Source organism: Pseudomonas moraviensis subsp. stanleyae, from assembly GCF_036283065.1.
In the GTDB taxonomy this organism is placed as follows: Bacteria; Pseudomonadota; Gammaproteobacteria; order Pseudomonadales; family Pseudomonadaceae; genus Aquipseudomonas; species Aquipseudomonas stanleyae.
The window spans coordinates 253,374-276,282 of the sequence record NZ_JAADJI010000006.1 but is presented as its reverse complement, the minus strand read 5'-3'; the positions used below and the strand labels follow the sequence as shown (position 1 = coordinate 276,282).

The 22,909-nt window shown below is 61.3% G+C and carries 22 protein-coding genes; 11 read left to right on the top strand and 11 right to left on the bottom strand.

Annotated elements, in window-relative coordinates; genetic code table 11:
* Positions 1–112: 112 nt before the first annotated feature.
* From coaD to GXB78_RS12905, 4 genes are all read right to left on the bottom strand, one after another.
* Positions 113–592, bottom strand: a complete 480-nt coding sequence (gene coaD, locus GXB78_RS12920) for a pantetheine-phosphate adenylyltransferase (protein WP_007953414.1) — start codon at positions 590–592, stop codon at positions 113–115.
* A gap of 115 nt (positions 593–707) precedes the next feature.
* Positions 708–2,303 carry a GMC family oxidoreductase gene (locus tag GXB78_RS12915; protein WP_329515658.1) on the bottom strand — a complete coding sequence of 532 codons (1,596 nt, stop codon included), beginning with the start codon at positions 2,301–2,303 and terminating at the stop codon, positions 708–710.
* Between the two features lie 132 nt (positions 2,304–2,435).
* Entirely contained in the window at positions 2,436–2,981 is a 546-nt protein-coding gene (locus tag GXB78_RS12910; RefSeq protein WP_329515657.1) for a twin-arginine translocation pathway signal protein, read from the bottom strand.
* A gap of 27 nt (positions 2,982–3,008) precedes the next feature.
* Entirely contained in the window at positions 3,009–4,439 is a 1,431-nt protein-coding gene (locus GXB78_RS12905) for a coniferyl aldehyde dehydrogenase (RefSeq protein WP_329515656.1), read from the bottom strand.
* A 148-nt stretch (positions 4,440–4,587) separates the two neighbouring features.
* Here GXB78_RS12905 and GXB78_RS12900 point away from each other — a divergent pair, with 148 nt between their 5' ends.
* Together GXB78_RS12900 and GXB78_RS12895 are read left to right on the top strand one after the other, a co-directional pair.
* Positions 4,588–5,259, top strand: coding sequence for a TetR/AcrR family transcriptional regulator (locus GXB78_RS12900; RefSeq protein WP_016772708.1), 672 nt, complete (start codon positions 4,588–4,590; stop codon positions 5,257–5,259).
* Between the two features lie 31 nt (positions 5,260–5,290).
* Positions 5,291–6,145 (top strand): sulfurtransferase, encoded by an 855-nt coding sequence (locus GXB78_RS12895; protein WP_329515655.1) that lies wholly within the window; start codon positions 5,291–5,293, stop codon positions 6,143–6,145.
* Positions 6,146–6,396: 251 nt separating this feature from the next.
* On the opposite strand, the gene GXB78_RS12890 is transcribed toward GXB78_RS12895, so the two are convergent.
* The 6 genes from GXB78_RS12890 to GXB78_RS12865 all read right to left on the bottom strand — a co-directional run bounded on the left by GXB78_RS12890 (position 6,397) and on the right by GXB78_RS12865 (position 13,834).
* Positions 6,397–7,404, bottom strand: a complete 1,008-nt coding sequence (locus GXB78_RS12890; protein WP_329515654.1) for a hydrolase — start codon at positions 7,402–7,404, stop codon at positions 6,397–6,399.
* Positions 7,405–7,474: 70 nt separating this feature from the next.
* Positions 7,475–8,947, bottom strand: a complete 1,473-nt coding sequence (locus tag GXB78_RS12885) for a M16 family metallopeptidase (protein ID WP_329515653.1) — start codon at positions 8,945–8,947, stop codon at positions 7,475–7,477.
* Positions 8,940–10,283 carry a M16 family metallopeptidase gene (locus tag GXB78_RS12880; protein WP_329515652.1) on the bottom strand — a complete coding sequence of 448 codons (1,344 nt, stop codon included), beginning with the start codon at positions 10,281–10,283 and terminating at the stop codon, positions 8,940–8,942. Before GXB78_RS12880 ends, GXB78_RS12885 begins: the two co-directional genes overlap by 8 nt.
* A 110-nt stretch (positions 10,284–10,393) precedes the next feature.
* On the bottom strand, positions 10,394–10,996 hold the full coding sequence (rsmD, locus tag GXB78_RS12875; RefSeq protein ID WP_212617362.1) for a 16S rRNA (guanine(966)-N(2))-methyltransferase RsmD: 603 nt from the start codon (positions 10,994–10,996) through the stop codon (positions 10,394–10,396).
* Positions 10,996–12,486, bottom strand: a complete 1,491-nt coding sequence (locus GXB78_RS12870; protein ID WP_329515651.1) for a M16 family metallopeptidase — start codon at positions 12,484–12,486, stop codon at positions 10,996–10,998. Before GXB78_RS12870 ends, rsmD begins: the two co-directional genes overlap by 1 nt.
* Positions 12,479–13,834: a M16 family metallopeptidase gene (locus GXB78_RS12865; protein ID WP_329515650.1), complete on the bottom strand. Its 1,356-nt coding sequence runs from the start codon at positions 13,832–13,834 to the stop codon at positions 12,479–12,481. Before GXB78_RS12865 ends, GXB78_RS12870 begins: the two co-directional genes overlap by 8 nt.
* A gap of 608 nt (positions 13,835–14,442) precedes the next feature.
* On the opposite strand from GXB78_RS12865, the gene ftsY reads away from it, so the two are divergent.
* The 4 genes from ftsY to rpoH all read left to right on the top strand — a co-directional run bounded on the left by ftsY (position 14,443) and on the right by rpoH (position 18,587).
* Positions 14,443–15,927 carry a signal recognition particle-docking protein FtsY gene (ftsY, locus tag GXB78_RS12860; protein WP_329515649.1) on the top strand — a complete coding sequence of 495 codons (1,485 nt, stop codon included), beginning with the start codon at positions 14,443–14,445 and terminating at the stop codon, positions 15,925–15,927.
* The gene (gene ftsE, locus GXB78_RS12855; RefSeq protein ID WP_003229148.1) at positions 15,924–16,595 is read left to right on the top strand and encodes a cell division ATP-binding protein FtsE; all 672 of its coding nucleotides are present in this window, start codon (positions 15,924–15,926) and stop codon (positions 16,593–16,595) included. The genes ftsY and ftsE overlap by 4 nt, the downstream gene beginning before the upstream one ends.
* Positions 16,592–17,617: a permease-like cell division protein FtsX gene (ftsX, locus tag GXB78_RS12850; protein ID WP_329515648.1), complete on the top strand. Its 1,026-nt coding sequence runs from the start codon at positions 16,592–16,594 to the stop codon at positions 17,615–17,617. The genes ftsE and ftsX overlap by 4 nt, the downstream gene beginning before the upstream one ends.
* 115 nt (positions 17,618–17,732) lie before the next feature.
* Positions 17,733–18,587 carry an RNA polymerase sigma factor RpoH gene (gene rpoH / locus GXB78_RS12845; protein WP_016772717.1) on the top strand — a complete coding sequence of 285 codons (855 nt, stop codon included), beginning with the start codon at positions 17,733–17,735 and terminating at the stop codon, positions 18,585–18,587.
* Between the two features lie 181 nt (positions 18,588–18,768).
* On the opposite strand, the gene mtgA is transcribed toward rpoH, so the two are convergent.
* Positions 18,769–19,491 (bottom strand): monofunctional biosynthetic peptidoglycan transglycosylase, encoded by a 723-nt coding sequence (gene mtgA / locus GXB78_RS12840; protein ID WP_095181330.1) that lies wholly within the window; start codon positions 19,489–19,491, stop codon positions 18,769–18,771.
* Between the two features lie 74 nt (positions 19,492–19,565).
* Here mtgA and GXB78_RS12835 point away from each other — a divergent pair, with 74 nt between their 5' ends.
* From GXB78_RS12835 to GXB78_RS12815, 5 genes are all read left to right on the top strand, one after another.
* Positions 19,566–19,937 (top strand): DUF423 domain-containing protein, encoded by a 372-nt coding sequence (locus GXB78_RS12835; protein ID WP_329515647.1) that lies wholly within the window; start codon positions 19,566–19,568, stop codon positions 19,935–19,937.
* 187 nt (positions 19,938–20,124) lie between these two features.
* Positions 20,125–20,325 (top strand): sulfur carrier protein ThiS, encoded by a 201-nt coding sequence (gene thiS, locus GXB78_RS12830; protein WP_329515646.1) that lies wholly within the window; start codon positions 20,125–20,127, stop codon positions 20,323–20,325.
* 61 nt (positions 20,326–20,386) lie between these two features.
* Positions 20,387–21,181 (top strand): thiazole synthase, encoded by a 795-nt coding sequence (locus GXB78_RS12825; RefSeq protein WP_007964131.1) that lies wholly within the window; start codon positions 20,387–20,389, stop codon positions 21,179–21,181.
* 9 nt (positions 21,182–21,190) lie between these two features.
* A complete protein-coding gene (gene trmB / locus GXB78_RS12820) occupies positions 21,191–21,916 on the top strand; it encodes a tRNA (guanosine(46)-N7)-methyltransferase TrmB (RefSeq protein WP_042606558.1) in 726 nt (241 codons plus the stop codon).
* Between the two features lie 175 nt (positions 21,917–22,091).
* Positions 22,092–22,880 carry a hypothetical protein gene (locus GXB78_RS12815; protein ID WP_329515645.1) on the top strand — a complete coding sequence of 263 codons (789 nt, stop codon included), beginning with the start codon at positions 22,092–22,094 and terminating at the stop codon, positions 22,878–22,880.
* Positions 22,881–22,909 lie beyond the last annotated feature (29 nt).

Here is a 22,909-nt window from a genome sequence, read left to right as displayed (position 1 = left end):
TATAAATCAATGCGCGCAATTGTGCCGCATTGGCGAGCGCAGTGCACGCGGGGGCGATCAAGGGCACGAGACTGCAATCTTTAAAAGCAAAGATCGCAGCCTGCGGCAGCTCCTACTTCTTGAAGCGCAGGGTCAGCGCTTCGGCCACGGCCGGGTGGACGAACTTGCTGATATCACCGCCCAGCGCGGCGATCTCCCGCACCAGCGTCGAGGAAATGAACGAATAACGCTCCGACGGCGTGAGAAACAGGCTCTCCACATCCGGCGCCAGTTGGCGGTTCATGTTGGCCAGCTGGAATTCGTATTCGAAGTCCGACACCGCGCGCAGACCACGCAGGAACACGTTGGCATTCTGCTCTTTGGCGAAATGCGCGAGCAGCGTCGAGAAACCGACCACTTCCACGTTCGGCAGGTGCTTGGTGACCTCGCGAGCCAGTTCGACCCGTTGTTCCAGCGGGAACAGCGGGTTCTTTTTCGGGCTGGCGGCGACCGCAATGATCACGTGATCGAACAGGCGCGAGGCGCGTTCGACCAGATCGCCATGGCCCTTGGTGATAGGGTCGAAGGTACCTGGGTACAACACTCGGTTCATCGCGTCGTCCTGGCGGGAGTCCGTTGGGGAGTCGGATGGTATCGCAGCCTTCCCGGTCGGCCAAGTCACCTGTTGGGTAAGAAAGCACTATAGACGATAGGAATATCGTGCTTTTTCATGGATTTTTCAGTCGATCGGCCAACGCCGTTGCCAGTTGCGCGGTCAGGCCATACACCGACAGCTGCGGGTTGGCGCCGATGCTGGTGGGGAACAGCGAGCCATCGTGAATCGAAAGATTGCTCAGTTGATGATGGCGACCGAGGCTGTCGGCAACCGCGCTTTGCGGATCTTCACCCATCGCACAACCACCCATGACGTGAGCGCTGCCCAGTCGCGTGCGGTACAGCTCCAGGCTCAATCCATCGATCATTGAGCGCGCCTCGGCCAGTGTCTTCACATAGCGGCCGTCGGCGTGCATCGGCATCACCGATTGCGCGCCGCCGGCGAACTGGATTTCGGCCATGACGTGAAAAGCCCGGCGCAAACCGTCCCAGGCGTATTGCGAGACTTGATAGTCGAGCACCGGCGAGCCGTCGCTGCGCAATTCCACCGAGCCCCCGATACTGTCCGGGTGAAAGCCGTCGCGCAGCAACGCCAGCATCGCGTGGGTGTGTGGCAGGTCGGCCATGTGTTGCGCATTATCCCGGCCGAAACCACCGAGCAGCGTGGCGGCCAGCGCCGGGTGCAGCGGTGGCACTTCGAGCTTGAACGCCATCGGTCCGGTGGTGCCGTCCTTCCACTGAAAATGGTCGGAATAGATCGACTGCGGCGCGCCGTAAAACGGATTGACCACCTCGGCGAAACGCGCGGCGGACATGTTCACCGGATGCAGAAAGGTGCGCTTGCCCGCCCGCTCATGCGGGTCCGGCGCGTCGGAGCGCAGCAACAACGCCGGGCTATTGATGCCGCCGCCGGCCAGCACGTAATGTCGCGCCTTGACCGTGATGTTGCGCCCGGTCGGTGCAACGCAGCGTTCGTCCATCGCCACGCAATGCAGGCCGGTGACCTTGTCGCCGCTGATCAGCAGTTTCTCCACCCGCGCCAGATAGAGCAGTTCGCCGCCCTTTTCCAGCGTCGCCGGGATGGTCGTGACCATCATCGACTGCTTGGCGTTGCTCGGGCAGCCCATGCCGCAATAGCCGAGGTTCCAGCAGCCACGCACGTTGCGCGGGATCACGTGCCAGCTGTAGCCGAGTTGCTCGCAGCCTTTGCGGATCACATCGTTGTTGGCGTTGGGCGGCACCATCCATGGCGCGACGCCGAGGCGCTGCTCCATTTTTTCGAACCACGGCGCCATCTCCGCCGGGCTATGGCCTTTGACGTTGTGTTCGCTGGCCCAGTGTTCGAGGGTCGGCTCGGGTGTGCGGAAACTCGAGGTCCAGTTGATCAGCGTCGTGCCGCCGACCGCGCGGCCCTGCAGGATCGTGATCGCGCCGTCCTTGCTCATGCGCCCGATGCCTTCCTGATAGAGGCTGCTGTAGGCCTCGTCCTCGAGCAGTTTGAAATCCGAACTGGTCTTCAACGGGCCTTCTTCGATCAGCAGGACTTTATAGCCGGCCGCGCTGAGGATTTCCGCTGTGGTGCCGCCGCCGGCGCCGCTGCCGATGATCGCCACGTCGGCTTCGAGGGTGAGGTCGTCGCTCAGTTGCGCGCCGTTGTAGGTTTTCCAGCCTCGGGCGAGGCCTTCGCGGAAGGGGTCGGGTACAGGCATCGATCAGGTTCTCTTTATTATTCTGGATGCTTGGGTGTGCCGGCTGGCCCCTTCGCGAGCAGGCTCGCTCCCACATTTGAAATGCATTTTCCTGTGGGAGCGAGCCTGCTCGCGAAGGGCGCGACGCCGATCTCAAACTGTAGGCGGCCCGGGATAACCGCAATGCGCCCAGGATTCGGCGCGGGTGTACCAGGCCATCATTACCATCTGCTGCAACGAGCTATGGCCCATGCGCAGCAAGCTCAATGAACTGTTCTCCCAGCGCTCGAGGAAATGCCGCATCGCTTCAGGGCTGGCGTTGTCCCAACTGCCCCAGATTCCGGTGAGCGGGCCACGGGTCACGGCCATGCCGAGCACATCGAACAGTTGTCGAGTGAGCTTGAGCATTTCCGGCGACAGGTGATCGAGGCTGTAGTCCAGCGACTTCAGTGTGCCGTCGACCGCTGCGGGCATTTTCTCTGCCGCCACAGCACCGTCGAGCATCACCGGGATCAGCGCGCGCAGAAACAGCAGATCGCCGTCGCGCAAACTGATGAAGCCGTTGGCGCTGACGCTCGACGAGCAGCCAGTCAGGCTGGCGCCAAGGCCGGCGGTGGCGAGAAACGCCGTGGCGCCGAGGCTGAATTTCAGCAGGCCACGACGCGACAGGGCGGGTGTTTCAGTCAGGCTTGGGTGCATTGTTGTTATTACCCGGGTCGACAGCGTTTAGCGGATGAACAGTTTCTGAATGAGTTTCTGAATCGATGTGCCATATGGCGGGTAGATCAGCCGGGCCGCGTTGAAACGCTGTTTGATCAACACGCCTTTGGCCTTGCTGAAGGTCAGGAAACCTTCGTGGCCGTGGTAATGGCCCATGCCTGACGGGCCGATGCCACCGAAGGGCATATCGTCCTGGGCGACGTGCAGCAGCGTGTCGTTCAGGCACACGCCGCCGGAATGAGTCTCGTGCAGCACTCGGTTCTGTTCGCGTTTGTCGTAGCCAAAGTAGTAAAGAGCCAGAGGACGAGGCCGCTGATTGATGTAAGCGAATGCCTGCTCCAGATCGCGATAAGGCACGATCGGCAGCAACGGGCCGAAGATTTCGTCCTGCATCACCGTCATCTCATCGCTGACATTGAGCAGCACACTGTGCGGCATGCGCCGGCCCTGGCCTTGCTCGAACAACGGGATCAGCAGCGCGCCCTTGCTGGTCGCGTCGCTGACGTATCCGTTGAGCCGGGCCAGTTGGCGTTCGTTGATGATTGCCGTGTAGTCGGCGTTGTCCGTCAGGGTCGGGTAGAAGCCTTGTACGGCCTGGCGATAGGCTTCGACGAAGGCGCCGACGCGGTCTTCCGGCACCAGCACATAGTCGGGCGCGACGCAGGTCTGCCCGGCGTTGAGGGTCTTGCCGAAGGCGATGCGTTCGGCGGCGTCCTTCAATGGCACGTCTCTGGAAACGATGGCTGGCGACTTGCCGCCCAGTTCCAGGGTCACTGGCGTCAGGTTCTCCGCCGCCGCACGCATGACGTGTTTGCCGACGCTGGTGGAACCGGTGAACAGCAGATGATCGAAAGGCAGACGCGAGAACGCCATGCCGACATCCGCTTCGCCCAGCACCACGCAGACCAGGTCTTCAGGGAAGATCCGCGCCAGCAATTGCTTGAGCAGCAGCCCGGTCGCCGGGGTCGATTCGCTGAGCTTGAGCATCACCCGATTGCCCGCCGCCAGAGCGCCGACCATCGGCCCCACGGCGAGATACAGCGGGTAGTTCCAAGGCACGATTACACCGACCACGCCCAGCGGCTGGTAGACCACCTTCGCCGAAGCAGGCTGGAACGCCACACCGACCTTGCGTGGCGAGGGCTTCATCCAGTTTTTCAGGTGACGGCTGGCGTAGTGAATGCCGTGCAGGCTCGGCATCAGTTCGGCGAGCAGGGTTTCGTCGGCGCTGCGGTGACTGAAATCGGTGCTGATCGCATCGATCAATGCCTGACGCTCAGCGCTGAGCAGGTCGCGCAGCGCCTTGAGCCACTGCTGACGTTGTGCGGCGGGCGGCATCGGGTTGGCGGAGTACGCCGCCCGTTGCGCCTGGAACTGCCGATCGAGCATTTCAAGAGGCTGTTGCAGCGTTTGCAGGTAGGCAATGTCGGCAGTCATCGCAGGCTCCGGATTTTATTGTAGTGGGGCACTTTTTAGAGTCTATGCTCTAGAAAGTCAAACGACTTCCGCGCACGTCAGTGTTTTATCCATTTCCGGTTAGGTCGTAAGATGCGCCGTCTACGCACTCTGAATTAAAGCTCAAGCCATGGCCCCACGAATAAAAACCAGCGAGCGCATCGTTCAGAACAGCCTGGAGCTGTTCAATCAGCAGGGCGAGCGCAGCGTCAGCACCAACCACATCGCCGCGCACATGGAGATTTCTCCGGGCAACCTGTACTACCACTTCCCCAACAAGCAGGCGATCATCGCCGTGTTGTTCAGTGAGTACGAAGCGTTGGTGGACAGCTTTTTGCGTCCGCCACAGGGCCGCCCGGCGACCGTCGAGGACAAGCGTTTCTATTTGAAGGAACTGCTTTCCGCCATGTGGCGCTACCGTTTTCTGCACCGCGACCTTGAACATCTGCTCGACAGCGATGCGGAACTGGCCGCGCGTTATCGGCGCTTTTCCCAGCGCTGCGTGATCCAGGGGGCGGCAATCTACGAGGGCTTCGTCGCCGCCGGCATCCTGAAGATGGATCGCGTGCAGATCGAATCGCTGACCCTCAACGCCTGGATCATCCTGACCTCGTGGGTGCGTTTTCTGTGCACCACGCGGGAAAACTCCAACCACCTCAGCGAGCAGGCAGTGAAGCGTGGCGTGTATCAGGTGCTGGTGCTGGAGGCGGGGTTTGTCACCGATCAGGCGCGGGATGAAGTCAATGCGTTGTTCGACGAGTTCTATGTGCCGCTGGCGCAGGCCCTTGAAGACGTGAAATAAACCGTTCAGTTGAATGCCACAGGAGCCCGCTATGTCGATTGCGCAGTTGCTCAGCCCACAAGCACTGGATGCTCGCAAAGAGCAGCCGGGGCTGGTGATTCTCGATTGTCGTTTCGCCCTCGAAGATCCGGACTACGGCCAGCGCAGCTACGCCGAAGGGCATATTGCCGGGGCGGGTTTCGCCGATCTGGAGCGGGACCTGAGCGGTAAGGTCGACAAAGGTGTGACCGGTCGTCATCCGTTGCCCGAGCCGGCGGCGCTGATCGAACGCCTGCAAGCCTGGGGCATCAACAATGACAGCGATGTGGTTCTGTATGACGACGGCCCGGGCGCTTACGCAGCGCGGGCGTGGTGGTTGCTTGCATGGCTGGGCAAGCGCGACGGCGTGTTCATTCTCGATGGCGGGCTCAAGGCCTGGCACGCCGCCGGTCTGCCGCTGAGCCTGGATCCGCCGAGCGTGACGCCGGGTAACTTCAGCGGTGAGCCGGACATGAGCCTGCTGCTCAGCGCCGAACAATTGCAGCAACGCCTCGGCCAGCCAACGCTGACCCTGCTCGACGCCCGCGCCTTGCCACGCTTCAAGGGCGAGGTTGAGCCGATCGATCCGGTCGCCGGACACATTCCCGGCGCGCAGTGTGCGGCGTTTACCGACAACCTTGGCAGTGACGGGCGCTTCTTGCCGGCGGAGCAGCTCAAACAGCGTTTCGCCGCGAAACTGGGCGAGCGCTCGCCGACGGATCTGGTCGCGTACTGCGGCTCCGGGGTGACGGCGTGTCATAACCTGTTTGCACTGTGCCTGGCCGGCTACCCACTGGGCGCGCTGTATGCCGGATCGTGGAGCGAGTGGATCAACGAGCCCTCGCGCGGCATAGCCACAGGCGAATAATCACCGCGATCACCTTGTAGGAGTGAGCCTGCTCGCGATAGCGGTATGTCGGTGAGTTAAATGCCAACTGACCCACCGCTTTCGCGAGCAGGCTCGCTCCCACAATGGACCAGGTTGTGCCATGCATTTTCATGCCGACACAAATCCCTGTGGGAGCGAGCCTGCTCGCGATGCGTCCTGTCAGGCATTGAATTCCAGACTGACACACCGCCATCGCGAGCAGGCTCACTCCTACAGGGGATACGCGGTGTTCACACACTGGTGGCGGCCAGCCATTGCGGAATGCGCCGCTCCAGATAATACCCGGGCCGGCGCAGCGAGCCGTCGACGAAACCGACATGACCGCCCCGCGCCTGCAGTTCGAACCGGGTGCAGGCTGACAGCTCATCGGCTTGCGGCAGGCTGTAAGGAAACACGAAAGGATCGTCGGCCGCCTGAATGATCAGCGTCGGCGTGCGGATCTCGCCGAGGTAGTAGCGGCTTGAGGCGCGGCGGTAGTAATCCTCGGCATCATTGAAGCCATGTAGCGGCGCGGTGACCCGGCCGTCGAAATCCCAGAACGTGCGCATGTTCTCCAGCGAACCGAGCGCCGCCAGTTTCGCCAGGCCGTCTTCGCGCCCGTCATGCTCGAACTGGCGCTGCTTGTTCTTGATATAGGCAACCATTTCACGCATGAAATGCGCCTGATAAACCCGCGAAAATCCCTGGCCGATGCGATCGGCGCATTGGTCGAGCCTGAACGGCACCGACACTGCCACCGCGCCGAGCACGCCGCTATTGCTGCCGGTTTCACCAAGGTGTTTGAGCAGCACGTTGCCGCCCAACGAATAGCCGACCGCATACAACGGTGCCAACGGACGTTTCGCGCGCAAGTGCTGGATGGCTTCGGCAAGGTCTTCGCTGGCGCCGGAGTGGTAGCTGCGCGGCAACAGGTTCGGCTCGCCGGAACAACCGCGCCAATTCAGCGCGACGCTGGCCCAGCCCTGGTCGGCCAAGGCCTGTTGAATGCCTGCCACATAGGGCGAATTGGAAGATCCGGTCAACCCGTGCAGCACCAGGACCAGCGGCGCCTCGGCACTGTGCGGGCCGTGCCAGTCGAGGTCGAGGAAGTCGCCGTCTTCGAGCCACAGGCGCTCTCGTTCGCGCTCGATGTGCACGGTCTTGCGCCACAGCGGCCCCCACAAGGTCTGCAGGTGCGGATTGCCGAGGCCGAAGGCCGGAATGAAACGCGAGGCGGGAAGCGGGGGCGGTGGTTGCACGACAAATCTCGACAGACCTTGCTCGAAGCGGCAGGCGCACAGTGCGGCCTGCCGCTTCTCAATGAAGCGCCTAACTTGCCACAAAGCCTGTGTCCGCGCGACACATGCTCTCTTCAGCCTGATCGACCGCTGCGGGCAACGATGCAGGCAATGGCTGCTGTTCTACCGTGGCACCTGCGGTGACCGACACCCAGCGATCGGCAGACAAGTGGCGGTTCATAGCGAGCTTGATGTCGTCCACCGTCAGCTTCTGCACCTGTTGCATCGTGTAATCCAGATCGAGCGGCAGGTCGTAGCGGTTGATCTCGGCCAATCTGGCAAGGATCTGCCGGTTGCTGGCGCTCGTGCGCACATTTCTGTTGGCCAGCCTGCGCTTGAGATGCTCGAGCTCCAGAGCGGTAGGGCCGTCCCGGAGAAAATCATTCAACATGCCGCGCACCAGGGCGACGGTGCTGGCGCTGAAGGAATTACCGGTCTGCAAAGCGATGGTCAGCAGTCCCGCGCCGCCCGACCAGTGGATGGTGGCACCGTAGGCGTCATAGACCCGTCCGCGCTTGTGCCGCAGTTCGTTCATCAGGCGGCTGTTGCTGCCACCCCCGAAAATCTCACCGGCGGCAAACAGGGCGGCATGATCGGCGTGTCGGCGCGGCACGCTGATTTGGGCAAAAACGATATGGGTCTGCTTCAGGGCCAATTCGAGATGACTGGTCTGCAGGTCACCCGGCGTGGCTGTTGCTGAAGCCTCGAAACTGTCTGGTGGCGTAGGCAGGGCGTTGCTGATCTGCAGGCTGATCGCTTGCGCCTGCTCGAGGGTGAGGTCACCGACCAGAGTGATTTGCGCATGGCGGGCAGCGTAATAGCGCCGGTGAAAATCCTTCACCGCGGCGCGGCTCACCGCGCTGAGTCCCGATTCGGTGCCATAGACCGGCAGACCGTAAGGGCTGTCCGGCGCCAGCAACTTCTTGATTCGTTGCAAAGCCTGATCAGCAGCATCGCCTTGCTCGGCAGTGAGCGCTGCGCGCAGTTCGTTCTTTACTGGCGGCAGCCGATCCTCACTCAACAGCGGCTCGCTGAAAATCTGCGTCAGCAAGTTGATCGCCGGCAGACGGTTTGCCGGATCACTGAGGCTGCGCAAAGAGAACACGGCGCGGTCATGATCGATGTCCATTTCCCATTGCGCACCGAGCCCGTCGAAGGTTTCCGCAATGGCGGACAAATCCTTGCCGGGAATACCTTCGTTGAGCAGGGAAAAGGTCGTGGCCGCCAGGCCCGGCAGGCGACCGTCGCGAGCGCTGCCCGCCGCGAAGCTGACATGGATATCGAACATGGGCAGATCGTGCGTACGCACGAACAGCACCTTGGTGCCGGTCAGGGTTTTCCAGCCTCTGATCTGCAATGCGCGCGGTTTGATTTCCAGCGCCTCGACTTCGCCGAGCGATTGCAGACGCGATGTCCGCGCTTGCTCAGGCCCTGCGTCAGCGCCCGCCGCCGTAGCCGACAGGCACATCAGGACCCACCCGGGTAACCGTGAAAACTTACTCATCGGCGACCACCTTGTGCACGTGGGCAACGCTGAGTCGCTCACGGATCAGCCACGTGGCGGCCACCTCGCGGATTTGCGCCGGCGTCACTTTTGCCAACGCTTCGGCATCTTCATCGAGCATCCGCCAAGGCAAGCCGATGGCCTGCAACGTCGCCAACTGACGAGCCTGCTCCTGAATCGAATCGCGGGCATACACCTGCTGCGCGATCAACTGCGTACGGGCCCGCTCCAGCTCCCTCACTGATGGCGGTGTGGTGCGCAACGATTCGATCTGCTCCCACACCCGCGCCTGCGCGCCCTCAAGATCGGTCAACGGCGGATCGGCCAGTTCGGCGATCAACAGCAGCAGGCTGTCGCCGCGAGTCCGTTCGTTGTAGTAGGTGTCGAGGCGATTGAATACGCGCTCGGTGAATATCAGTTTCTTTTGCAGTCGCGCACCACTGGCGCCGCCGAGTATCGCGTTGATCAGGCGCAGCGCGTGCACAGTGTGTGGATCTTCAGCCGTGGCCAGTCCGGGAACATTGAACGCCATGAGCAACTGCTCTGCGGGCACTCTGCGCTGCAAAGTCAATTTGCGCTCGCCCGGTACTTGCAGTTCGACCGGGCGTAGCGGGCGCGGTACGGGACGTTTTGCGAGCGTCCCAAAATAGCGCTCGGCCAGCGGCTGCACCTGGGCGAGCGTGATATCGCCGACGATCACCAGTACGGCGTTGGCCGGCGCATAACGGCTTTGATACCAGTGGCGCAGTTCCTCGGCATCTACTTGCTGCAAGTCATGCATCCAGCCGATGACTGGCGTGCGATAGCTATTGGCGAAGTGCGCCTGCGCGGTGAAGTGTTCCAGCACAGCGGCATCGACATCGTCGTCGATCTGCAGATGGCGCTCTTCGCGGATGACCGCCAGTTCAGTGTTCAGGTCGTCGACGTGCAAATGGGCAGTCGACATCAGATCGGCCATCAGTTCGAACACTACGCCCAGATAGCGCGGCGCCAAGGTCTGGTGGAATCCTGTGACGTCGGCCCTGGTGAAAGCATTTTCCTCGGCACCCACGGACTCCAGAATACGCGAGGCTTCGTCCGCACAGGTCTTGCCGCTGCCTTTGTAAAGCATGTGTTCAAGAACGTGCGACAGCCCGGACTGCCCCGGCGCTTCGTCAGCCGAACCAACCTTGAACCACAGGTGCGAAGTGACCAACGGCGCGCGATGATCCTCTCGGATCAACACCTGCAAACCGTTGTCCAGGGTGAATTGATGAGTGGGCGCGGGCGTGGCGGCCAGTGTCACGAACGGCGCGAGGCCAAGAAAAAGCAGCATCCGGCTGCAGAGCGTATCCATACGCGAAATGTCCTCAGTGGTTGACGCAGATTGCGGCAACCACTGTGGCGAATTTCGCGGGGCTGGGTGCGGTAACTATTTACCGCACTCTCAACCCGGTGCGGACAGGGTCAGGCGCTGCGTTGCCACAACGCGTAATACACACGACCGGATTTTTGTTCACGATGCAGGCGCCAGTTGCCCGGCAGGCCCAATGTCGAAGGCGCTGTTTCGCTTTCCGTGTAGATCCACGAATCGGCCGCCAGCCATTGGCGCTCTTCCAGCAAAGTACAAACCGCTGGCAACAGGTTCTGGTTGAACGGCGGGTCGAGGAACACCAGATCGAACGGCGTGGCGGTCTGGGTTTCCAGGTAGCGCAGCGCATCGGCGGTTTGTACCTGACCGTTGCTGCAACGCAAGGTGCCGAGGTGTTCTTTCAGGCTCGATACCGCAACGTTGCTGGCATCCAGCGCCTGCGCCGTGGCCGCGCCACGGGACAGCGCTTCGAGAAACAGCGCGCCGCTGCCAGCGAACGGGTCGAGCACTTTCGCTCCTTCGACATACGGCGCAAGCCAGTTGAACAGGGTTTCGCGCACGCGATCCGGGGTCGGGCGCAGGCCCGGCGCGTCAGGGAAGCTCAGTTTGCGGCTGCGCCACTGGCCGCCAATGATGCGCAGCTGATTGACGCCGTTGTGCACGTTCTGCACAGGTTTTTTCGGTGCTCGAGTCGCCATTAATGCTCCGGAACCCCGAGCGGTTGCTCGGCAGGTTTATCAGATGGGGCCGGTAACGGCTTTTGCGGCACGGTCGGGCCAGCAGTGACGATGACCATTTTCTCCGTGCTCAGGTGTTTGTTCAGCGCATCGCGGACCTGCTCCACGGTCAGGCTCTGCGACTGGCGCATGAAATCGTCCAGATAGCTCAGCGGCAGATTATAGAAGCCCATCGCGCCGAGCTGGCCAACGATGTCGGCGTTGCTCGCGGTGGACAGCGGGAAGCTGCCGGCCAGTTCGCGCTTGGCATCGTCGAGTTCTTTCTGTGTCGGGCCGGTTTTCAGGTAGTCGGCGAGCACGTCCTGCACCAGTTTCAGGGTGCCTTCGCTCATCTCCGCGCGGGTCTGCAGGTTGATCATGAACGGGCCACGGGCCTGCATCGGGCTGAACGCCGAATACACGCCGTAAGTGAGGCCACGCTTCTCGCGCACTTCGCTCATCAGGCGCGTACCGAAACCACCGCCACCGAGGATCTGATTGCCCAGCGACAGCGCTGCGTAATCCGGATCGTCGCGATCGATACCGAGTTGCGCGAGCATCAGGTTGGTCTGTTTCGACGGAAACTCGATGTGGTTGACGCTGGCCTTCGGTTCCTGCGGCGCAGCGATCTTCGCCAGTGCCAGGCCTTTCGGCAGGGCTGAGGAGACCTGACTGGCAATCGCCTCGGCTTCGGCGCGCGACAAATCACCGACCAGCGCAATCACCGCATTGCCAGCGGCGTAGGCCTTGGCATGGAATTCACGCAACTGGGTGACGGTGAGCTTCGGCACGCTCTGCGGATTGCCATCGCTGGAATGCGCATATGGATGCTCGCCGTACAGACGCTTCATCAGCTCCAGACTGGCGAGTTTGCCGGGGTTCTGTTTCTGGTATTCGAAACCGGCGAGCAACTGATTCTTGATGCGCGCGAAGGAGTCGGCGGGAAAGGTCGGTTTGCCGACCACTTCGGCGAACAGCTTCAGCGCCGGCTCACGCTGCTCGGGTGCGCTGAGGCTGCGCAAAGAGGCCAGCGCCATGTCCTTGAACGCACCGTTGCCGAAGTCGGCACCGAGGCTTTCAAAACCCTGGGCGATGGCGCCGACGTCTTTGCCGGCGATGCCTTCGTTGAGCATGGCGTTGGTCAGCACTGCGAGGCCGGGCGCGTTGCCGTCCTGACTGCTGCCAGCGGCGAAGATCAGGCGCATGTCGAACATCGGCAGTTCATGGGCCTCGACGAACAGCACTTTGGCGCCTTCGGCGGTGTTCCAGGTCTGCACGTCGAGCTTGCGGCTGGCCGGGGCCTTGCCGTCGAGTTCGGCCAGCGATTGCAGCTTCTGGCTGGACTTGGCGTTATCCAGTGCTTCGCTGGCCTTGCTGTCAGCGCCTGGCGACAGATAAATCGCTGCCGAGCCGATCACTGCGACAGCAATCAGACCAAGCAGCATCAGGCGTGGGGTTTTGCGCTCACTCATGAGTCGTCTCCATTGGCAGGACGTGGGCGACGCTGAGACGTTCGCGGGTGAAATACTTTTTCGCGGCGTTCTGGATGTCTTGCGGGGTCACGCTTTCCAGGTCGGCCAGTTCGGTGTCCATCAGCTTCCACGACAGGCCGACCGTCTCCAGTTGACCGATGGCGGTGGCCTGGCTGGTGATCGAATCACGCTCATAGACCAGCCCGGCGATGACCTGTGCGCGCACGCGTTCCAGCTCTTCGGCAGACGGCGCGGTGGTTTTCAGCTGCTCGAGAAGTTTCCACAACCCGGCTTCGGCCTGGGCGATGGTCTTTTTCTTCTGCGTGTTCGGCGTTGCCGACAGGGTGAACAGACTGTCGCCACGGGTGTAGGCGTCGTAGTCCGACGAGCCGCCGGAAACCAGCTCTTCACCGCGTTCCAGTTGCGTCGGGATGCGTCCGCTGTAGCCGCCGTCGAGCAGCGCCGAAATCAGGCGCAGGGCGTTGACCGAGCGCTTGTCTTCAGCGGTAGCAATGCTCGGCACGTTGAAGCCAAGCATCAGGCTCGGCAGTTGTGTTTGCACGCGCAGGGTGATCTGGCGCTCGCCGGGCTCGGCCAGTTCCAGCGGTTTTTTCGCCGGTGGTACCTCGCGTTTGCCGACCGGACCGAAATAGCGCTGGGCGAGGGTCTTCACTTCGTCCGGAGTGACGTCACCGACCACCACCAGCGTGGCGTTGTTCGGCGCGTACCAGGATTGGTACCAGTTGCGCAGCTCTTCGACTTTCATGCGGTCGAGGTCAGCCATCCAGCCGATGGTGGGCGTGTGATAACCGCTCGCCGGATAAGCCATGGCTTTGTAGCGCTCGTAGGCCTTGGACATCGGCTTGTCATCGGTGCGCAGGCGGCGCTCTTCCTTGATGACTTCGATTTCCTTGGCGAATTCGTCGGCCGGCAGGCGCAGGTTGGCCATGCGGTCGGCTTCAAGCTCAAAAGCCACGCCGAGGCGATCGCGGGCCAGCACTTGGTAGTAGGCGGTGAAGTCGTCGCTGGTAAAGGCGTTCTCTTCGGCGCCGAGGTCGCGCAGGATCAGCGAAGCTTCGCCGGGGCCGACTTTTTCGCTGCCCTTGAACATCATGTGTTCGAGCGCGTGGGACAGGCCGGTCTGGCCCGGAGTCTCGTAGCTGGAGCCGACCTTGTACCAGATCTGCGAAACGACGACAGGCGCACGATGGTCTTCGCGCACGACGACCTTGAGGCCGTTGTCGAGGGTGAATTCATGGGTCGGTTGCGGGTCGGCCGCCAGGGCCGAAAGGGGCAGGCAGACTGCGCTGAGCAGCAGGCCAGCAGCGCGGCGGGCTAGAGCATTCATTCGTTTTTCAACCTGTTGGGCTGCCCGCTTGGTCTTAGCGTCGGCGGGCGAGAGGTAGGGCGTGTCATTGATCATTACCAGTACCGCGCCGGCGCCTGATAGTTTGCAGGGCAAGGCGCGAGGAGTGTGGTTTGGTTGTTCCAAATAAACTCCGAGCAACGCAGCCCTGCACACTATCAGGCCCGGCCCTCCGGGTGGCGCCTGAAAGCGGGCCATACTGCGTTGCAGTCCTTGGCAAGGAAAGCACATTCCCTGCGGCCTGCGCCTTGTCTGGCCCGTTTTCAGGCGGCCACGCGGTACTGGTAATGATCAATGACACGCCCTAGGATACTGATCCGTTTTACCGGAGACCACGCCTATGAGGTTCTGTAACCTGATAAGGCTGAATGGGTTTGCGGCACAAGGCAGCGGTTTGGCAACCAGACTCTGCCTTTTCGCCGATTTTCGCCGGTTTAGACCATCGTAAAAACGAACCTTGAGGTGCCTGCGGTGCCTCGACAAAATGTTGCGCGTGAACAAGCTGGATGAAACACAGTCTGTTCTGCATCGAATATTTATTTGCCGGGGCGCCCTGTTGGCGCGTCGCTACCGTGAGATAGCCGTCCTCCATGTTTGGTTCCAACGACGACAAGAAGAGCCCAGCTGCGGCTGGCGAGAAGAAAAGCCTGTTCGGATGGCTGCGGAAGAAACCGCAGGAACCCGTCGTCGAACAGCCGCCCGCGATTCCTGAGCCGGCCGCCGCGCCAGCACCTGCAATAGAAGAAGAACCGGCACCGATTGTGCTGCCGATCGCCGAACCGGTGCTGCAACCGGAGGCTGAAGCCGAGCCGGAAACGCCGGCTGCTGCCGAGTTGCCGCTGACACCCGCCGCCGAACCTTGGCTGACCTTGCCGGTGAAAGAAGAGCCGGTGGCCTTCGTCGAAGAAGCGGCACCGCACGTGACGCCAGTGATTCCTACGCCGGTTGCCGAAGTGGCTGCGCAGCCTGTGCCTGAACCGGTTGTCGAGCCAGCGCCTGTGGTTGCCGAGCCAGTGGCCCCGGTTATCCAGCCGTCCGAGCCTGCGCCTGCCCCGATTGCCGCTGCGCCAGTTACCGCTCCGATCGTGCCGGTCGAAGCCTCTGCAGAAACGCCAGTCGAAACCCCGCGCAGCGAAGAAACCAAAGCCGGTTTCTTCGCCCGCCTCAAGCAAGGCCTGTCGAAGACCAGCGCCAGTATCGGCGAGGGCATGGCCAGCCTGTTCCTCGGGCGCAAGACCATCGATGATGATCTGCTCGACGACCTCGAAACCCGTCTGCTCACCGCTGACGTCGGCGTCGAAGCCACCACACAGATCATCCAGCGCCTGACCCAGAAGGTCGCGCGCAAGGAACTGGCCGACGCCGACGCCCTGTACAAATCCTTGCAGGCCGAATTGGCCGCTATGCTCAAGCCGGTCGAACAGCCGCTGAAAATCGCCTCGCAGAACAAGCCGTTCGTGATTCTGGTGGTCGGCGTCAACGGCGCCGGCAAGACCACCACTATCGGCAAACTGGCGAAGAAGCTGCAGCTCGAAGGCAAGAAAGTCATGCTCGCCGCTGGTGATACCTTCCGTGCCGCTGCCGTGGAGCAATTGCAGGTCTGGGGCGAGCGCAACAAGATTCCGGTGATCGCCCAGCACACCGGCGCTGATTCGGCTTCGGTGATCTTCGACGCCGTGCAGGCTGCCAAGGCCCGTGGTATTGATGTGTTGATCGCCGACACCGCCGGTCGTCTGCACACCAAAGACAACCTGATGGAAGAACTGAAAAAGGTTCGCCGGGTGATCGGCAAGCTCGACGCCGACGCGCCGCACGAAGTGCTGCTGGTGCTTGACGCCGGCACTGGCCAGAACGCCATCAATCAGGCCAAGCAGTTCAACCAGACCGTCGAACTGACCGGTCTGGCGCTGACCAAGCTCGATGGCACCGCCAAGGGCGGGGTGATTTTCGCCCTGGCCAAGCAGTTCGGCCTGCCGATCCGCTACATCGGCGTCGGTGAAGGCATCGACGATTTGCGTACCTTTGAAGCCGAACCCTTTGTCCAGGCACTGTTTGCCGAGCGGGAGCGTTCATGATTCGTTTCGAACAGGTCGGTAAACGCTACCCGAACGGTCACGTCGGCTTGCATGAGCTGAGCTTTCGAGTCCGTCGTGGCGAGTTCTTGTTTGTCACCGGTCACTCCGGTGCCGGTAAATCCACGCTGTTGCGCCTGTTGCTGGCGATGGAGCGGCCGACCAGCGGCAAACTGCTGCTCGCCGGGCAAGACCTCAGCACCATCAGCAACGCGCAGATTCCGTTCCTGCGCCGACAGATCGGCGTGGTGTTCCAGAATCACCAGTTGCTGTTCGATCGCACAGTGTTCAACAACGTCGCTTTGCCGCTGCAGATTCTCGGCCTGTCCAAGGCCGAAATCGCCAAGCGCGTCGACTCGGCGCTGGAACGCGTGGCGCTATCGGACAAAACCGATCTGTACCCGGGCGACCTGTCCACCGGTCAACAGCAGCGCGTCGGCATTGCCCGCGCCATCGTCCACCGCCCGGCCTTGCTGCTGGCGGACGAACCGACCGGTAACCTCGACCCGCGACTGGCGGCGGAAATCATGGGCGTGTTCGAAGACATCAACCGTCTGGGCACCAGCGTGCTGATCGCCAGCCACGACCTGGCGCTCATTGCACGCATGCGCCACCGCATGCTGACCCTGCAACGCGGCCGCTTGATCGGCGACGGGGAGGCCGGGGTATGAGTGCGACACGCAGTCCGAAGGTTTCCGAGCGCGTGGCCCCGAAAGCCGCCGACCCGCAACCGCAGAAGAAGAAAAAACACGACGATGACGACGGTCCGGACTTCGCCACGCTGTTCCGCGCCTGGATCGAAAGCCATCGCGCCAGCCTGCTCGACAGCCTGCGCCGCCTCGGCAAGCAGCCGATCGGCAGTTTCTTCACCTGCATGGTGATGGCCGTTGCGCTGAGTCTGCCAATGGGGCTGTCGCTGTTGCTCAACAACGTCGAGCGTCTTGGCGGTTCCTGGCAGCGCGCGGCGCAGATTTCCCTGTACCTGCAACTCGACGCCAGTCCGGAACAGGGCGAAGCGCTGCGCGAGCAGATTAGAGGCATGCCTGGGGTCGCGGATGCCGAATATGTCGGCCGCGATCAAGCGCTGGAGGAGTTCCAGCAGCAGTCCGGCCTGGGCGAAGCCCTGCGTGAGTTGCCCGAGAACCCGTTGCCGGGTGTGGTGCTGGTAACACCGAACGAAGTCGACAAGCCGACACTCGAAGCATTAAGACAAAAACTTTCCGAGCTGCCCAAGGTACAACAGGCGCAACTTGATCTAGTCTGGGTCGAGCGTCTGGCCGCCATCCTCAAGCTTGGCGACCGCTTTGTCTTCGGTCTGACGGTGTTGTTGGTCTCTGCATTACTTTTGGTGATAGGCAATACCATTCGTCTTCATATTGAAAACCGCCGCACCGAGATAGAAGTGATTAAACTCGTCGGCGGCACTGACAGTTATGTGCGTCGCCCTTTCCTTTATCTGGGTGCGTTGTATGGCTTCGGTGCGGGGCTGTTGTCCTGGGGTGTATTGGCGTTCGGCCTGAACTGGCTGAACGATGCGGTGGTTGGACTGGCCGGCTTGTACGGCAGTGATTTCGCCCTGGCCGGTGTGCCAGTGGCCGACGGTCTGTCGCTCTTGCTTGGCGCGGTGCTGTTGGGTTATATCGGTGCATGGATTGCAGTCGCACGTCATCTCAGGGAGCTGGCGCCGAAGTAGAATCTTTTTTGCGCGTGATTGACCTTGCGGTTTTTATGGGAACTTGTACTTGAGTTCCCGGTCAATTTTTCGCAGTGCCGAGAGGCACGAGTATGTGAGTGGGAGGTTTTTTCGTATGACCAATTCTTTGCAACCTGCGTATGCGTTGGTTCCGGGTGCGAACCTGGAAGCTTACGTGCACACCGTCAACAGCATTCCCTTGCTGACGCCGGAGCAGGAGCGTGAACTGGCCGAGAGTCTCTACTATGAGCAGGATTTGGGGGCGGCTCGGCAGATGGTGCTCGCCCACCTGCGTTTTGTCGTACACATTGCCCGTAGCTACTCCGGCTACGGTCTGGCTCAGGCTGACCTGATCCAGGAAGGTAACGTCGGCCTGATGAAGGCCGTCAAGCGCTTCAACCCGGAAATGGGTGTGCGTCTGGTGTCGTTCGCCGTGCACTGGATCAAGGCGGAAATTCACGAGTTCATCCTGCGCAACTGGCGCATTGTGAAAGTCGCGACCACCAAGGCCCAGCGCAAGCTGTTCTTCAACCTGCGCAGCCAGAAGAAACGTCTGGCGTGGTTGAACAACGAGGAAGTCCACCGTGTGGCGGAAAGCCTCGGCGTCGAGCCGCGGGAAGTGCGCGAGATGGAAAGCCGTCTGACCGGCCACGACATGGCCTTCGACCCGGCTGCCGAAGCCGACGATGACAGTGCCTTCCAGTCGCCGGCCAATTACCTGGAAGACCACCGGTACGACCCGGCGCGTCAACTGGAAGATGCCGACTGGAGCGACAACTCGAACACCAACCTGCACGAAGCACTGGAAGTGCTGGACGAGCGCAGCCGTGACATCCTCTACCAGCGCTGGCTGGCGGAAGAGAAAGCCACGCTGCACGACCTGGCGCAGAAGTACAACGTGTCGGCCGAGCGAATCCGTCAGCTCGAAAAGAGCGCGATGAACAAGCTCAAGTTGTCGATCGCCGCGTAACCGTCGCATCAGCAATAAAAAACGCCCCGAACAGCGATGATCGGGGCGTTTTTCATTTCTGTTTCAACACAAATCCCCTGTGGGAGCGAGCCTGCTCGCGAATGCGGCTTATCAGTGACATCAATGCAAGCAGACACACCGCTTTCGCGAGCAGGCTCGCTCCCACATTGGTATTTCGGCGTTATTCAGCCCAAGGCGCCCGACGCGAATCGTTCAGCCCCAGCAAATAACTGTCCCCACCCAACTGACTCATCTGCTGGCGAATCCAGCCAGCCCGACGCGACACATAACCGGTCGGATGACTCGCGCTCCACACCCGTGGATTGGGCAGTACCGCCGCCAGATAACTCGCCTGCTGCCGCGACAACGACTTTGCGCTCACACCAAAGTGATGGCGGGCCGCGGCTTCAGCGCCAAACACGCCGTCATCCCATTCGACGCTGTTCAGGTACACCTCAAGGATCCGCTGCTTGGGCCAGAACACCTCGATCAACGCGGTAAACCACGCTTCCAGGCCCTTGCGCAGATAGCTGCGGCCGGACCACAAAAACAGATTTTTCGACACTTGCTGGCTCAAGGTGCTGGCGCCGCGAATCGAGCCGCCCAGTTCGTTGTGGGCCAGAGCTGCCTGAATCGCGCGCAGATCGAAGCCCCAGTGCTCGGGAAATTTCTGATCCTCGCCGGCAATCACCGCCACCTTCAAGTCATCGGAGATCTCATTCCACGGTTTCCAGGTGCGCTGCAGGTCGATCGGCTCACCGTCGACCCAGGATTCCACCTTGCGCTCGACCATCAGCGCCGTGCCCGGCGGTGGCACGAAGCGAAACACCAGCACCAGCAAGACACTGCCACCGGCGAACCAGAGCAGGGCCTTCGTGAGACGACGGAAAATTGAACGCAGCATAGAGATGGCTTGGCCGAACCCGTGGAGCGGGCCATTATACAGACCCTGCCGATCGCGTCTGACTGGAGTTCCCCATGCTGCGTGGCTTTTTGATGCTGGCCGCTTTTTTCGGATTCACCGGTGTTGCGCTGGGCGCGTTCGCTGCCCATGGTCTGAAAAACCGCCTGACCCCGGAATACCTGACGATTTTCCATACGGGCGTCACCTACCAACTGGTGCACACCCTCGCCTTGTTCGGGGTCGCGCTGTTGGCCACGCAGATTCAGGGGCGCCTGATTACTTGGGCGGGCGCGTCCTTCACCGTCGGCATTGTGTTGTTCTCCGGCAGTCTGTATCTGCTGACCACCACCGGCATCAGCAAGCTAGGCATCATTACCCCGTTTGGTGGTCTCGCGTTTCTCATCGGTTGGGTTTGCCTCGGCCTCGCCGCCTGGCGCCTATCCTGAATCTGACGCTCCCCCTGTAGGAGCTGCCGAAGGCTGCGATCTTTTGATTTTGATTTTTTAGAAGCAAGATCAAAAGATCGCAGCCTTCGGCAGCTCCTACACGGACGTGTTTCAAGACGAATGGCTTGGGTCAGCCTGACTGATCGGGCTAGAATGCCAGCCCCTAAAAATGATGGCGGCGTTGTGCATGCGCATTCAGTTGAACGGTGAATCCTTTGAATTGCCCGACGGTGAAACCGTTGCGGGCCTGATCACCCGTCTGGAGCTGACCGGACGCCGGGTGGCGGTCGAGGTCAATCTGGACATCGTTCCGCGCAGCCAGCATGCCGATACCACGCTCAATGACGGCGACAGCGTCGAAGTCGTCCACGCCATCGGCGGCGGCTGATTGTCCCGGCCCGCAAGGGCAAAGAATTCTGCAAGACCCTCACCCCTCAAGAGGATTCCCCATGAGCATCGTTCGTAGCGACAAGCCTTTTGTGCTGGCCGGTCGTACTTACCAGTCGCGTTTGCTGGTCGGTACCGGCAAGTACCGTGACATGGAAGAAACCCGCCAGGCCATCGAAGCCTCGGGTGCCGAGATCGTCACCTTCGCCGTGCGCCGCACCAATCTGGGCCAGATCGAAGGCGAGCCGAACCTGCTCGAAGTGCTGTCGCCGGATCGCTACACCTTCCTGCCGAACACCGCTGGTTGCTACGACGCTATCGAAGCCGTGCGCACCTGCCGCCTCGCGCGTGAATTGCTCGATGGCCACAATCTGGTGAAGCTGGAAGTGCTGGCCGACCAGAAAACCCTGTTCCCCAACGTGATCGAGACCCTCAAGGCAGCGGAAACGCTGGTCAAGGAAGGCTTCGACGTGATGGTGTACACCAGCGATGATCCGATCATCGCCCGGCAACTGGCGGAAATCGGCTGCATCGCCGTGATGCCGCTGGCCGGTCTGATCGGCTCCGGTCTGGGTATCTGCAATCCGTACAACCTGCAGATCATCCTCGAAGAAGCCAAGATCCCGGTGCTGGTGGATGCCGGTGTCGGTACCGCTTCCGACGCGACCATCGCGATGGAGCTGGGTTGCGACGCCGTACTGATGAACTCGGCCATCGCCCACGCCCAGCAACCGGTCATGATGGCGCAAGCCATGCAGCACGCCATCGTCGCCGGTCGCCTGGCGTACCTCGCCGGCCGCATGCCGAAAAAACTCTATGCCAGCGCCTCTTCGCCGCTGGATGGTCTGATCAAGTAAGAGCCATTGATGACTGAATCGAACGACACGCCTGTCCAGCCGGACGAAGGCGACGAGCGCCAACACCGCCGCATCAAGAGCTTCGTGATGCGCGCCGGGCGCATGACCGAAGGCCAGCAACGCGGCCTGGATCAGGGCGCGCCGCTGTACGTGCTGCCGCTGGCCGATGCGCCGGTCGATTACGACCAGGTGTTCGGCCGCTCGGCGCCGCGCTCGCTGGAAATCGGTTTTGGCATGGGCCATTCGCTGCTGGAAATGGCCGCGGCCGCTCCGGAGCAGGATTTCATCGGTGTTGAAGTACACCGTCCGGGTGTCGGTGCGCTGCTCAATGGCGTGCTGACCCAAGGTCTGACCAACCTGCGGGTCTACGATTGCGACGCGATCGAAGTGCTCAACCGCTGCATCGCCGACAACAGCCTCGATCGCCTGATGCTGTTTTTCCCGGATCCGTGGCACAAGAGCCGCCACCACAAGCGCCGCATCGTCCAGGCTTCGTTCGCTGAACTGGTGCGCAGCAAGTTGAAGGTAGGCGGCATTCTGCACATGGCCACCGACTGGGAGCCGTACGCCGAATACATGCTGGAAGTGATGAACGTTGCCCCGGGCTACCGCAACCTTGCCGAAGACGGCAAATGCGTCCCACGCCCGGCCGAACGCCCGATCACCAAGTTCGAACGCCGTGGCGAACGCCTTGGCCATGGCGTGTGGGATCTGAAGTTCGAAAAACAGTCCTAAGCATCACGCAATACCCCTGTAGGAGCTGCGGCACGCTGCGATCTTTTGATCTTGATTTTGAAGATCAAAAGATCGCAGCGTGCCGCAGCTCCTACAGTTGTTTCCGGGGTTTGCTCAAGTTTGGCCATGACCCGACGAAAGCTCCACGGCCCCCATTTGTAAAGGAAGACAAATCTTGAAAGCCATTTTTGCCTGCACGCTGGTTCTGGGTCTCATTTGTTGCGCAGCGTGCGAACGGGTGGTCAGCCCCGAGGAGTACTTCGCGAGTGCGCAGAGAACGGCGGCAAAGATAGAGCGCGACGCCAATGACCGGATCAAGCGTGAGGCCGCCGGGGAAAGCGTGCAATACACCCCTGAACAGCTGCGCGTTGCCGAAGGTGATCTCGAGGCCCTTGTGGACAACCTCAAGCATGCCTCAGACGGCGGGCATACGCTGGCCACCTACTTTCTCGCCAGCCTGCAGGACAACCCGATGTTTTCCGAGCAGACGCGCCTACAGACCTGTGGTCTTTATCAACAGGCCATGGATGATGGATTGTTGGCGGCTGCGGTGGGCTATTACCATTTGTGCGACAAAGCGTATGAACGATTTGATGCGCAAAATCCTGATCATTTGAAATTCTTGCAGTCTCTCGAGCAGTTGCTGCTCAAGCCTGATACGCATGCTGACGACTATCCGTTGCAGACCAAACGTTCGCTGTGTTTCGAAGAAAGCGGAGCGCCTGCAGGCAAGGTCGGGCCGATGGCCGCCATGCGAGCCCGCGCAGCCGGCTTGGTATTGTCCGAAGACCAGTTTCGAGCTGAGGCCTACTACATACTCGCGTTGACTCGTGTAAGCGGCAGCGATCAGCGCGACAGCGGCAATATCGAACATTTCGATAAAGCGATAGCGCTGGGCTGCAAGGATTCCGTTGGGCTCAAGGTGATCCTTCAGGCGCAGAGCCGCTTATCGAAGAATCATTGAACCAAGGCCTGATAGTGGGAGCGAGCCTG